This window comes from Lentisphaera marina (assembly GCF_028745505.1).
GTDB lineage: Bacteria > Verrucomicrobiota > Lentisphaeria > Lentisphaerales > Lentisphaeraceae > Lentisphaera > Lentisphaera marina.
In genome coordinates this window covers 457,961-470,767 of the sequence record NZ_JAQZZL010000002.1, presented here as the reverse complement: position 1 = coordinate 470,767, position 12,807 = coordinate 457,961, and the positions used below count along the sequence as shown (strand labels likewise).

12 protein-coding genes and 1 rRNA gene are annotated in these 12,807 nt (G+C 38.3%); 10 read left to right on the top strand and 3 right to left on the bottom strand.

Features of this window, described 5'->3' with window-relative positions; genetic code table 11:
• The first annotated feature begins 35 nt into the window (after window positions 1-35).
• The 10 genes from PQO01_RS13140 (at window position 36) to PQO01_RS13095 (ending at window position 10,464) form a co-directional block, all read left to right on the top strand.
• Window positions 36-1,091, top strand: coding sequence for a type II secretion system protein (locus tag PQO01_RS13140; protein WP_274314517.1), 1,056 nt, complete (start codon window positions 36-38; stop codon window positions 1,089-1,091).
• Window positions 1,092-1,093: 2 nt separating this feature from the next.
• A complete protein-coding gene (locus PQO01_RS13135) occupies window positions 1,094-2,344 on the top strand; it encodes a hypothetical protein (protein ID WP_274314515.1) in 1,251 nt (416 codons plus the stop codon).
• Window positions 2,341-2,856, top strand: a complete 516-nt coding sequence (locus PQO01_RS13130) for a hypothetical protein (protein WP_274314514.1) — start codon at window positions 2,341-2,343, stop codon at window positions 2,854-2,856. Before PQO01_RS13135 ends, PQO01_RS13130 begins: the two co-directional genes overlap by 4 nt.
• The gene (locus PQO01_RS13125) at window positions 2,853-3,914 is read left to right on the top strand and encodes a type IV pilus twitching motility protein PilT (protein ID WP_274314512.1); all 1,062 of its coding nucleotides are present in this window, start codon (window positions 2,853-2,855) and stop codon (window positions 3,912-3,914) included. Before PQO01_RS13130 ends, PQO01_RS13125 begins: the two co-directional genes overlap by 4 nt.
• 12 nt (window positions 3,915-3,926) lie before the next feature.
• Window positions 3,927-5,360, top strand: a complete 1,434-nt coding sequence (locus tag PQO01_RS13120) for a GspE/PulE family protein (RefSeq protein WP_274314511.1) — start codon at window positions 3,927-3,929, stop codon at window positions 5,358-5,360.
• A 1-nt stretch (window position 5,361) separates the two neighbouring features.
• Window positions 5,362-6,558 carry a type II secretion system F family protein gene (locus PQO01_RS13115; protein WP_274314509.1) on the top strand — a complete coding sequence of 399 codons (1,197 nt, stop codon included), beginning with the start codon at window positions 5,362-5,364 and terminating at the stop codon, window positions 6,556-6,558.
• A gap of 4 nt (window positions 6,559-6,562) precedes the next feature.
• Window positions 6,563-6,967 (top strand): hypothetical protein, encoded by a 405-nt coding sequence (locus PQO01_RS13110; protein ID WP_274314507.1) that lies wholly within the window; start codon window positions 6,563-6,565, stop codon window positions 6,965-6,967.
• A gap of 58 nt (window positions 6,968-7,025) precedes the next feature.
• Window positions 7,026-8,696, top strand: a complete 1,671-nt coding sequence (locus PQO01_RS13105) for a type II secretion system protein GspD (protein ID WP_274314506.1) — start codon at window positions 7,026-7,028, stop codon at window positions 8,694-8,696.
• A gap of 159 nt (window positions 8,697-8,855) precedes the next feature.
• Window positions 8,856-9,239, top strand: a complete 384-nt coding sequence (locus PQO01_RS13100; RefSeq protein WP_274314505.1) for a LexA family protein — start codon at window positions 8,856-8,858, stop codon at window positions 9,237-9,239.
• Window positions 9,217-10,464: a Y-family DNA polymerase gene (locus PQO01_RS13095; RefSeq protein WP_274314504.1), complete on the top strand. Its 1,248-nt coding sequence runs from the start codon at window positions 9,217-9,219 to the stop codon at window positions 10,462-10,464. The genes PQO01_RS13100 and PQO01_RS13095 overlap by 23 nt, the downstream gene beginning before the upstream one ends.
• A 277-nt stretch (window positions 10,465-10,741) precedes the next feature.
• Here PQO01_RS13095 and PQO01_RS13090 read toward each other — a convergent pair whose 3' ends face one another.
• From PQO01_RS13090 to rrf, 3 genes are all read right to left on the bottom strand, one after another.
• A complete protein-coding gene (locus PQO01_RS13090; RefSeq protein ID WP_274314503.1) occupies window positions 10,742-11,155 on the bottom strand; it encodes a hypothetical protein in 414 nt (137 codons plus the stop codon).
• 170 nt (window positions 11,156-11,325) lie between these two features.
• A complete protein-coding gene (locus tag PQO01_RS13085; protein WP_274314502.1) occupies window positions 11,326-12,198 on the bottom strand; it encodes a hypothetical protein in 873 nt (290 codons plus the stop codon).
• Window positions 12,199-12,592: 394 nt separating this feature from the next.
• Window positions 12,593-12,707: ribosomal RNA gene (rrf, locus tag PQO01_RS13080) — 5S ribosomal RNA — on the bottom strand.
• Between the last annotated feature and the right edge of the window lie 100 nt (window positions 12,708-12,807).

Here is a 12,807-nt window from a genome sequence, read left to right as displayed (position 1 = left end):
ACTCCCTTTTGGTGATTCAAAGGGGAGTTTTTCCCTTGTTATACCCCTCACCCTTCAAGTTTAATAAGCTTGATACACTCTCCGGATCTAATGCAAAATTTATGAACAAAAAAGCTTTTACCCTTTTAGAAATGTCAGTCGTTTTACTGATTATAGTCATAGTCGCCTCCGTCGGGGTTTCTGTGGCTTCTCCTATTTTAGAACAAAGCATAGGAACACAGTACAAAAAAAACGTACTGGCAATGGCGTCAGCTATTGTAGGTGATAATTCTATTCGCGATTACGATGGTAGTGCCATTGCCAATGGTTACCTAAACGATATGGGCTCTTTCCCCATCAATATCGAAGACCTTTGGGAAGCTCCAAATGATTCAAGTAAGCTTTATCGTAAAGAGGAATTCTCTATTAATGGAGTGAGTGGTCATTTATATGGTGGCTGGAATGGCCCCTACTACGAAGCGATCAATGAAAACCTGCTCAACAACCTCATCTTAGAAAGAGGTGATTATGACTCCACCAGTATTACTGATTCAAATTCTGATAATGATGATATAAAACTCTACGCCAAGGGATATTCTGACTCAGAATTTTTTGAGTACGGAGAGCTGAATTTCTCTGCGAGAACCATTTCACTTTCAGGGATTCCAGCGGCTTTTACTGCTAAAGTCACCATGGTTTATTTTAATGATGGACTACTTCAAATTGCAGAGCAGAATATCACCAATAGTGAAGATACATCTGTCGATCTCCCAAAAGGACTTTGCGCTTTTTATGCCCAATTAATAATTGACCACGAAATTCTAGAGACTTTAAACAGCCCTCCTCTTAGCCCAAATGATGGCAACACCTATTTAATTGCATCTAGTGGTGCAAGTGGAGGTTTCAGTGGTAAAGAGAATAATATCGCTACTTGGAATGGCAGTACTTACGACTTCGCCAGCCCCGATGAACTGGACAGTCTCTACGATGCCGACACAAATAAATACTACCTCTATGAAGATAGTTCTTGGGAAGAGAAACAAGTTGATGGTACATCAACAGCAAGAATTATCAAAACAATAAAAAACGACATTTTACTGGAACTGGAATAAGCATGACAAAATACCTACTACTCCATATTTCAGATCAATTATATTTTCTTAACTTCAGTGCAAAACATCAAGAAATACAAAAGTTTGAGATTCAAGATGAAGACCACGAAGATACTGCTCAATTATTAGAGGGTTTTTGTTCACAGCTCAGCTCCAATTTTGAAGTTTATTTTTTTTCTGACACGCTAACTCTTCATACGCTAGATTTAAGCAAACAAACACCGACTACAAATAAAGCCCTCATAGAACAGTTTCTCTTATTTGAATTAGAGAACGTGGTTGATTTACTTCCCGACAGTCCCGTACTGAAATTCTATAATGAAGTAGGCCATACTTATCACTGTCTACTTACAGAGGAAAGCTTTATTAATGAATTAAAAAATGTATGCCAAGAAGCAGACGGTACACTTGCCTATTTAGGTCATCCAGCAGGTTTATTATCTGGGAGCCATGCAAATACTGGTGTTGAGATCTATGAACATACGGTTCATTGCCATAGTTCAAAACTAAAAAAGTCTTACCACTTCAGTAGTTCACTCCCCACTGAATATCAGCCTATCCAGCAGTATTTAGTTAAAAAATCAATCAAAAACCCGATCATCTACAACTTAGCAAATATAGATATCATTCCTCTAGAGGGAAAAATCTCTACAGTCAATTTCGATGAAATAAAAACAAAAGATTTAATCAAAACATTAAAAATTAAATTGAGAACTAGCCCTGTCCTCAACTTTAAAACTCAGCCAAAAGATCTTAAAAAAAATTTAGTTCTATTAATATCTTCATTACTTTCTCTGTGCTTGTTCACATACTCTTTATTTTCCAACTATGAAAGTAATCAAACACTGGAAAATCAGATCAATAAAAACAAAATCAAAGCCAGTAATTTACAAGCTGAAAAAGCAAGGCTTAAAAGTCAAATAGAGAAAATCCCCAAACTTGAACAAGACCTAGCAAAATTAAACCATCAAGAGATCATTCTGAATAATGTTAACTTTTGGCCAAACCTACTCGAACGTGTGGCTGAATCTTTGGATGATTCTTCACAATTAACAGATGTATATAGCTCACAAAAAGACTTCGTCATTCTTCAGGGCATCACTCTTAATGTCTTGAAAATCCAAGAGTTCACCAAAGAACTTGAAACCGATGATAGTTTAAGCATCACTGTTTCGGAAAAAGCAATTAGCCAAGAGTTAATCAACAATCATAAAATCTGGAGATTTAAAATCAGCCTTAGGAGGAAGTCGTGAAAAAGAATCTGCTCAAAGCACTTATTCCCCCTGTGATTTTTTATATTTTGTATATCAACCTCAACTTCTTTGTCTTAAATTCCGAAGCTAGAGAATCCTACCTCAACAAAAAACTAAATAAATCCGACAGGGACCTCGAAGAATTAAAATCAGAGATCAACACTCTAAAAAAAGATCCTCAGCAACAGCTCTACTACGAGCTGATGAAAAGACTTCGTGAATTAAAAAAGCATGGTGAAATCCAAAAAGAAAGCAAGCTACAAAAGCTAAATATTTATCGCCTTTTTCAAGATAATCAGCTCAGTTTATATTCCGAAAAATTAGTGAAAAACAAGTCAATCAATGAGGAGTTAAATAAACTAACACAGTTCACTTTGTCTGGTAATTACCTTCGGCTCATAGACATGCTTCGAGCTTGTGCAGGGAGTCAATATATTCCTGTCAATTTCTCTTTAAAGGCAGAAGAAAATGCGCCTACAAAATACACTATTTCTATTTGGAAACAAGAATGAATAAATTTGAAGCCTTATTGGCTAAATGTATTGAGGTCAGTGCGTCTGACCTCCATATAAAATCTGACCAAAGCCCCAGGTTTCGCCTTCAGGGCAAACTCGTACCTCTCGCTGATAGCTTCGGAATTTCCGAAGAGTCCATTTTTGATGGTTTGAAAAAATTTATCGAAGCTCAGAAACTCGAAAAAATCAGTCAACGGGGTTCTATTGATGGCGCTTTTATCTTTAATTCGAAGCGTTTTAGATTCAACCTTTTTAAACAGTCAAACTCACTCAGTATTTCTTTGAGGTTACTTTCTGACAAGGTAAATGAATTAAAAAACCTAGGGGTACCTGAAGTTCTCTACAAAGTCTGCGACATGAAAAATGGCCTCGTCATTGTGAGTGGCTCAACAGGCTCAGGTAAATCGACGACTCTATCCGCATTAGTGGAAAGAATAAACTCTGAACAAAATAGGCATATAATCACCATTGAGGAACCTATTGAGTATATATATGAAAGTAAGATGTCTCTTGTTAACCAACGAGAAGTAGGCGTAGATACACCTAACTTTCATGCCGCATTAGTCGACTCTTTACGACAAGATCCCGACGTTATTTTAATTGGTGAAATACGCGAAATTGATACTATTAAGACGGCTATAGCGGCCGCTGAAACGGGCCATTTAGTTTTTGCAACGGTGCACTCCGAAGACACCACAAGTGCCATCGAACGTTTAATTTCTGTCTTCCCTGCCGATGAACAAGATTCCGTGAGGCGGCAATTATCCCTAAGTCTTAGAGCTATCATCTCACAAAGTTTAGTCATTGCAGACGGCAAAAAAGCCCAAAAAGGCACCCGTGTACCTATTTGTGAAATCCTATTTGCGAACAACGCAATCAAGAACCAAATCGCAACAGGTAAAACGAGACAAATTTATTCATCGATTGAAATGGCCCAACAGGAAGGGATGCAAACATTTGAAAAGCATCTCTCAGAACTTTTTAAAAAAAGTATCTTAAGTCGCGATACGGTCATGCTCTTAGCAAATAAACAAGACTCCTTAGTCTTTCAATAAAGTCTACGAATCATGATCGATTTAAATAAAATAAATTTCAATCCTGCTCTCGTTGCGATGCTTCCATCCAATATAGCTTTAAAGAAATTATTGCTCCCCTGCTCTGAAATAAATGGCATCGTCCATGTGTTAGCTGCTGAACCAGCAAATCAGCAAGCCAGTGATCTTGAAAGGTATTTTGGTAAAGAAGTCAAACTAGAAAAAGCAGATTCGGGAGAACTCAAAGAAAAAATAAAATTACATTATAGAGCTTCAAATAAAGTGAGCTTTGATAATGATCAAAACGAACTTATCCGATTGACAGATGAAATAATTTTTGCTGCCATAAGTAAATCAGCTTCAGACATCCACATTAATCCCAAGGAAGACAAAGTCTTGATCCGTTTGCGCATCAGTGGTCAACTAGAAACATACAAAACTATTCCTACACATTCCTATATCGGTTTGATTTCACGTATTAAAATTTTAGCTGAAATGAATATTGCTGAAAAACGCTCTCCACAAGATGGCAAACTCAGCTACAAAGTCCCTGGCACTCAACAAAAAGTCGATATACGTGCGGCCTCTATACCTTCTATTAACGGTGAAAAAATTACTCTTCGCTTATTAGGAGTCAACTCAGATGCACTCACCCTTGATAAAATCGGTATGTCCAAACAGCATTTGGCTATTTATCAAAAAGAAATTCAGCGTGATAATGGTATGATTTTAATCAATGGTGCTACGGGTTCAGGTAAATCCACTAGTCTCTATGCCTCCCTAAGACATATCCTAAAAAATAAGGATGTCAATATTATAAGTGTTGAGGACCCAGTCGAATACCAAGTCGACAATGTCATCCAAGTCAATGTGAATGAATCTGATAAAGTAAGCTTCCCATCGGCATTAAAAAGCATACTCAGGCACGATCCTGATGTCATCATGGTAGGAGAAATTAGAGATAGCGAAACAGCCGGAATAGCTATTAAATCCAGTTTAACGGGTCACCTAGTGCTATCGAGTCTTCACGCAAATTCAGCTTCAGCTGCAGTCGTTAGATTAGCCGACATAGGTGTAGAGCCCTACATGATTGCTTCTACCTTACGGGTGAGCATTGCTCAAAAGCTCGTCAAAAAACTATGCTCAAATTGCTCTGAGACCACGACTCTGACTGAGCAAGAAGCTCTACTGATTAACCGCAAGGATTTAATAGGTACAAGCATTGCTAGAAAAAAAGGCTGTCTCTATTGCGGAGGATCGGGGTATTTAGGAAGAATGCCAGTGCTTGAAGTGATACAAATAAACAATGGTTTCAAAGCCCTCATTCACTCTGAATTTAATGACGACAAACTGAGAAAAGAAATGCAGCACCAGGGTATTCCTACGCTTATCGATGACGCCATTACTAAAATGCAGCACGGATTAATTGACTTTAAAGAGTGTTATAAAATTGTGAGTACGATTTAAGATGATTGAATTTGATTATAGTGCTCTAGACTCTTTTGGTGAAGATCAAGAAGGGAGGCTAGAAGCAGAGAACCTTTTGGAAGCTTCCAAGATTTTAAAAGAACGAAAGTGGATTGTACGATCCTTAGAGGAGGCGAAATACGAAATTTCTCTACTCAGCTACTTAAACCCCATGACATATATCCTTAAGAGTCGAGATTTTGAAGTAGCTTTTGCTCAGCTTTCTACTTTGATGAGCTCTGGCGTCAATCTCTCATCAGCATTAAAGACAATGTCAACTATTTCTCTTAAACAGGCGGGAAGAAACTTGTGGCAAGACGTTTATACACAAGTTCAAACTGGTAAAAGCTTATCCGAATCATTAAAAAGTCATCCAAAAATCAAAAAATCTATGTTTGCCAATCTAATAAAAATTGGTGAAGAAACGGGGGAACTCGACCGCTTGTTGATGACCATTGCTTTAGGCATGGAAAGAAACCGTATCATTAAAAGTAAAATTCTCACTGCTCTTTTATACCCTATGTTTGTCTTCGTCATCGCTCTATCTGCAGCGGGCGTAGCTGTATTTTATCTCATCCCCAAATTAAAAGTGATGATTGCTGCCATGGGACGAGACCTACACCCTGCGACTCAAGCGCTCATTGATTTTGCCGATTTCTTAGAGAAATATTCCATATATTTTTTATTATTATTCTTTATTTCAGCTATAATTTTTATTTGTACCTACATCAATAAAAATGGTCGGATTTTTCTAGATCGAATAACACTAAAAATCCCCATCATTGGTAACATGTTTCGCATTTATTTTTCTGCTGAATTTGCCCGGAATTTTGCCCTCCTTATAGGTAGTGGAGTTAAACTCACAGAATCCCTACAGCATTGTGCTGGAACTATTTGGAACACCTATCTAAAAGGTGTCCTAAGACGTGCGAGGAACAACATTATAAACGGTGCTCCTCTTACAGAAACTATTTCCTGTCGACATGCTTTCAGTCCCCTGCTTATAAGTATGGCTAGCGTCGGTGAGAAAACAGGTTCGATTGACAAGCTCTTGGAAGATCAAGCAAAATATCATTATGAAATCTTAGATAAATATATCAATCAATTCAGTTCTTTGATCAGCTTCGTAATGATCCTCCTAGTAGCGGGAACTATAGCCTTCGTTTTCGCCGCAATCTTATTAACTTACTTCTCTTAAAATCATGAAATATATATATATTTACTTACTGATGACGGCTTCCTTATTTGCTAATGACCCCACCGTAATTCGAGGCAAACTAAAAAAACTCCTTATTCTACCTCAACATCAGCAAGCCACTTCGCTAGAACAGCAAAAAAAATCCCTACAAAAGCTGTCAAAAGTTGAAAACCTGAAACCAACAGAACATCATAAGAACCTTCAACTGTTAAACTTCAAAGCTTTTTATTCTAATGATGTAATCAATCGACTTATGGTTGAACTTGAAGGTAAAATCATCTTCCTAGAAGCTCAAAAACAAATAACTGTTAATGGCGAAACATATATACTCGATTGCTGTGATGATTGTCACGCTCAATTCATCCATTTGAGTTCTAAGAAAAAATTAACCTTTAACTACCGTCCATAACATGAAAAAAACATTTACCTTATTTCTTTTACTCCTTACTTTTCTTAATGCAGAAGAAATGGAAAATATAAAAATTATAGATATCCAAGATAGCTCACTACCCTCAATCATCCGACTTATTGCTGAAAATAACGATATAAATATCGTGCCCTCTATCAAAGCTAGAAATACTAAAGTCAGTGCCTACTTAAAAAATATTCACCCCATTGTCGCACTTGAAGAAATTTGCAGCTCTCACAATTTATGGCTCAAAAAAGACCCTGTGAAAAATATTTACCGAATTTACTCCCTCGATGAATATAAAAAAAGTGTACTCAAATTCTCTGAAGAAATCAAAGTTTACGATCTTAAATACCCCAATAGTAAAACCATTTCAAAATCTATTTTTGAGCTTTTCCCCTCACGAGTACTCTATTATGAATCGGATAGTGAAGACCTGGACGATGAAGTTGACGAAATTGAGACGAGACTCGAGAAGCTCTTAATTTTTGAAGAACGCCAAAATACCTCCGACACAGGTAACTTAGCCAGTGCCATAAGTTCTGCTCGGAATAATAACAGCAGAAACAACGATGACAATGAAAACGACAGTGACGACAATTCTTCTAATGGCGGGCCCATCTCCATAAAACTCCCAGAAAATGACGATCACGAAAAATTTGACTTAACTGCAGAAACTATCCATCAAATTAATACCGCTGCAAGCATTGAAGAAATACGCAATATCATCAGTAGTCAAGACCTTTTCAAAAATTCCAGAATCTATATCTCATCTATAATCAATAAAAACCAAATGATTATTAGAACTGGTGATAGAGAAGCTATGACTAAAATAGATAAACTCATAGCAAAATTGGACACCCCAAATCCTATGGTTTTTCTTGAAATGAAAGTGCTTGCCGTCAGACTGGATGATAACTTTGAATCCGCTTTTGACATTGCCTACAACGATGGAACAACTGGGATTTCACTCGACCCTGGTCTTATTCAACAAGCAGGTGCTTTCACCTACTCATATATTGATGATAAATTCACTGCAGCACTCACTTTACTTGAAGAAGATTCAAAAATCAGAACCTTAGCAACACCAGTTATATTAACGCTTAATAGAGAAGTCAGTAAATTCTTTAATGGTAATGCCGATGTCCCCATACTAACTAATTTTGATGGTGCAACAGGAACTACTGTAACTGGTGATGGCACAGTAGTTTCAAACGTTCCAACTCCTCAATACGATAACCGCGATATAGGCACTACCCTAAAAGTCTCGCCCACCATCAATGCTGATAGAACGGTCCAACTACAAATTTCATCTATTGAATCAGAAATTGATACAAGTAGTGCAAATGTTCTTATTGCAGATGGCGATACTTATATAACCCAAGCAGTTGACACTGAAAAAAGGAGATCATTTACAGGTACTGTTCTAGCAAACGATGGAAAAATGATAGCTGTTGGCGGAATCATTAAAGAAACTGAAGTAGAGATAGAATCCGGAGTCCCCATCTTGAAGGATATCCCTGTACTCGATTATATCTTTGCCAATAAAAAAACAGTTAAGCAGAGGGAAGAAATTCTTCTTCTTATCAAACCCTACATTATATACAGTGAAGAAGATCATAAAAAACTCAGTGAAGACCTTCTTCAACGTGTCAGTCAGCACCCCAATGCAGAAGGTCAAAAAGATAAACTCAAGCTCTTACAAAGTGACGATCTAGAGAAAAATTAATTCCTCCGTGACATTCATCACAGATGTAGCATATCAATCTCTCTACCTCTACTAAAGCCAAACTTAATTTGTCGTATAAAATAAAAGATGGTGTCTTGAATACGAAGTTATTTAAGCTTATATTTAATAGTTATTATAACTACTGAATATCTACTTCTCATGAAAACTCGTCCACTCTTATTACATACCGTCAATGCCGGCTTCCCCTCTCCTGCAGATGATTTTATCGAGATGCAACTCAACATCCATGACCACCTCATCACACATCCATGTGCGAGTTTTTTCTTGCGCGTTGGTGGCGATTCCATGAAAGGCGCGGGGATTTTCAGTGGAGATATCCTAGTCGTTGACCGTTCTCTCCAAGCTCAAAATCGCGATATTGTCATTGCTCTTCTCGAAGGTGAATTCACCGTCAAACAATTACAGCTCACCCCCAAGGAAAAACCCCGCTTAGTCCCCGCTAATCGCCATTACCAAACTATAGAATGCGAAGATCTAGAAATATGGGGAGTCGTCACTGGTGTCGTCCGCAAATACAAATAGTTTAATTGCCTTAGCTGACTGCAACAATTTTTATGCTTCCTGTGAACGCTGCTTCAATCCAAGCCTCCTTGGCAAAGCCATTGTCATCCTATCCAATAATGATGGCTGTGTTATTGCTCGTTCCGCAGAAGCCAAAGCACTCGGCATCAAAATGGGTGTGCCTTTTTTTGAAATACGCCAACTCGTCCAAGAATATGGTGTCTTTGCCTACTCCTCTAATTTCCCCCTCTATGGCGACCTCTCAGCTCGCGTCATGCACCTTTTAGAATCTCATGCAAAAGAAATCGAAATCTATTCAATTGATGAAGCCTTCTTCACTTTGCCTCCCTTAGATTCTCCCCTCACTTATTGTCATGCTATCCGCAAACAAGTCAGGCAATGTACCGGCGTCCCTATTTCTATTGGTTTAGCCAAGACCAAAACCTTAGCCAAAGTCGCTGCTGCCCAAGCTAAAAAATCCTCAGGTGCCTTTTTGCTTGAAACTTCTAATCAAGAGCAAGTCTTACGCCATCAGCCTATCCAGGATGTTTGGGGCATTGGACGTCGTCTAACAAAGCGCTTAATGGGCTACGGCATTCATTATGCCTGGGATTTATATTCTTGTGATGATCAATGGCTTCTCAAACGTTTTGGCGTTTGCGTACTGCGTACGTGCCATGAATTACGAGGAATTCCTAGCTTAGTTCTAGAGAGCCAACAAAACCCCAAGCAAAGTATTCGTGTATCGCGGACTTTCCCAAAAATTGTGACCACGCTTTCGGCACTCTTACAAGAATTAAGTTTTTTTGCTGAACGAGCCTGCCAAAAACTCCGTCAAGAACAAGAGAAGGCACTCTATATCGATGTTTTCATTGAGGGTCCCTACCCAACAAGAAAACATTCCTCACTGCGTTGCTACCTCGATGAACCATCGGATTATACGCCCGATTTTCTTGCTGCCACAGAAGAGGCTGGACGACGGCTTTTTTCTCGTCAGGAAATACGAAAAGCAGGTGTCACATTACATCGTTTCTCTTCTAAAGAGGCTTGGCAACAAGAATTCTTTTCTAAGCCTCGCGATCATCATAAACAAAACACTCTCATGCAAGAGTTCGATGCTATCAATCAAAAATTTGGGCAAGGAAGCCTACGATTCCTCAGCTCAGGAAAACGAGAATTCCCACGCGGCACTCGCCTCTCTCCACGCTACACCACCTCCTGGAACGACCTCGCATTAGTCAAATAGTCTCAACTATCCGTGCGTGAGGACTCCGAGTGAATCCGCTAGAATATAGCTTGCTCCGTAAGGAGCATAAAAATGGGTTCGAATTAATCTAGGGCCCAAACTTGGGTCCGACACTTTATGCTGGACTCACATCCGCGAGGTATTGCCATACGGGCGGATAAAAACTGTTCCCCCGTACGTGTGGCTCACGCCGTACGCTTCCATGAGAAGGCATTTACAAGTTACGGTTTGCGTTAAAGTTATATATTTTTTAGAAGAGAACTGAGGGATAGCTGAATTAAAAAGAGCCGGGGCCTTGGTATTCGTAGACTGCGAAGAGGGATTGGTCTTTGGGGTTTTGGAAAACGATGGTGCGGCCCTCTAGGTTCATGGTATCGAGGGTCAGTGGGGTTTCCTGATATTGCCCGTTGATTGATTTAATGAAGGTGTGCTGTTCTTCTTCTGTATCGAAGTACTCTTCCACATCGTCGGAATACCAGATGCCCATAAAGGGCAAAATATCGCCATCTGACATAAACCATGGGCCTTCGCCATCATACGGTGGTGTACGGCTAAGTTTGTCCAAAATCTTATCATTTAAGCCGTCCTGAAAGTCTTCGTCTATGTAATGAATGACTTTTAGTTTACCATCAGCGATAGCTTTTAAGCTTACGTAGAAAAAATTGTCGCTTGCATGATTTTTTTCTACCAAGTTTTTGAGCTCTTCCAAGCTTAAATCGAGTTTGTAAGATTCATCATAGTCAGAAAGTTTTGGACGTAGGCAAATGCCTTTCTCACCCGTGAGGTCGCAAACCGCATTTGGAACAGGGTTCCAGCCAAGGTAATCTAAATCAGCCTGGAAGTAATTAAGCTTTATTTAAGTTATTCCTCAAAGGCTTCGTCAAAGCGCCCTTGTTCGATGAGTTGTTGTTTTAACTTGCTACTCGCTTCACCACCATAATAGCCCACATCCCAATAATACGGCCCATCTAAATCCAGTAATAAGTCATTTTTTTCGAGAAGCCTAAACATATTTTGTGTAATAAAAATCCCCCCATCATGATCACAGAAAATATCCAGGCCTTCTATTTTTTGAATGAAATTTGGATTAATTGACTTGGGAATTGGCTGCTTAAATTTATCCCAAAGATGCTCTCTAAAAACATTCTTGCCTTCACAGAATTCTTGATCAAATATGGCCCAATATACTGATCGACTTGGCTTTATTTCTCCAGTCAGATTTTTCACCTGAACCGGTTTAAAACTTACACCTGTTAATTCGTGCTCTTCAACGAAATGGATGAATTTCTTTTTTACTAAAAGGTAATATTGACCAAAATTCGAGTTATCACCTGCTAAAACATTAACTTGCCAATTTTTGAAGTTTCCAAGCATTTTCTTCTCCATTATTAAATCATTATTTATGATTTCAACATGGTTTTCATTTGAATCATACTCCGTAGCGCCATATAGACTAATATAAGCAGCTGAATATTTATCGAGTTCGTCAAAATCTAATTGCGATGATACATAAAAATAATTTTCACTTTCATGTTTATCACTAGAGAAGTGTAATTTTTTAAAAACCTCAACTAAGCTGTTTAAATCTGTTAGATCATAAATTGTTTTAAAAAACACCCCATCGTTGGGCAAATCCATAACTTTAAAGGATTTATTAATATCCTGAACTAGCTCATTAATTTGAGTTTTAAATTTTACATTGAAATTTGCATCAATACAATACTTCAACCTCATTAGTAAATCTCCAATGTAATATCACCAAGTGTGTCAGGTATATTGGTTTTAGTCCGTAATTTCTCCTCAATTTGATCCATGAATGTAATATAATGCTCTAATGAATTATCCGTTTCTGCAAACTCTCTATAAGATCTTTTCATCGCTATAACCATGTACTAATTCTTTTTTTCTTGGGTATAATAGGTGGTATCCAAAAAATTACGTAACTGCTTTTGTTTACCTTTATCGTAAGGAATATATTTGCTTAAAATTTTATGGAAAGCTTTACGGTCAGCTTCTGGCATAATTATACAAGGTAAGTAAATGATTTCTATTTAACAGCCTCATCCGCCCGTGCGGCAGCACAAAAAAAAGCACTGAATAATAAATTATTCAGTGCTTCGAAAAAAAAGGCTGGCAACGACCTGCTCTCCCACAGTCTTAACTGCAGTACCATCGGCGCTGGAGGTCTTAACTACCGAGTTCGGGATGGGATCGGGTGTGGCTCCTCCGCTGTGGTTACCAGCCGGAAAATGTTGGGAAGAAAACTTAGTTGTGAAAGATAAGATCGCAAGACCTAACTTAGTAGAGTTAGTTACTTGTGTGCTTATTATCTTTTTTAGGTGG

What these genes read in the sequence shown, in the direction of transcription:
- PQO01_RS13085 (WP_274314502.1), bottom strand. Translation starts at nt 12,198, where the DNA reads ATGAGGTTGAAGTATTGTATTGATGCAAATTTCAATGTAAAATTTAAA.
- PQO01_RS13135 (WP_274314515.1), top strand. Translation starts at nt 1,094, where the DNA reads ATGACAAAATACCTACTACTCCATATTTCAGATCAATTATATTTTCTT.
- PQO01_RS13125 (WP_274314512.1), top strand. Translation starts at nt 2,853, where the DNA reads ATGAATAAATTTGAAGCCTTATTGGCTAAATGTATTGAGGTCAGTGCG.
- PQO01_RS13105 (WP_274314506.1), top strand. Translation starts at nt 7,026, where the DNA reads ATGGAAAATATAAAAATTATAGATATCCAAGATAGCTCACTACCCTCA.
- PQO01_RS13120 (WP_274314511.1), top strand. Translation starts at nt 3,927, where the DNA reads ATGATCGATTTAAATAAAATAAATTTCAATCCTGCTCTCGTTGCGATG.
- PQO01_RS13110 (WP_274314507.1), top strand. Translation starts at nt 6,563, where the DNA reads ATGAAATATATATATATTTACTTACTGATGACGGCTTCCTTATTTGCT.
- PQO01_RS13100 (WP_274314505.1), top strand. Translation starts at nt 8,856, where the DNA reads ATGAAAACTCGTCCACTCTTATTACATACCGTCAATGCCGGCTTCCCC.
- PQO01_RS13115 (WP_274314509.1), top strand. Translation starts at nt 5,362, where the DNA reads ATGATTGAATTTGATTATAGTGCTCTAGACTCTTTTGGTGAAGATCAA.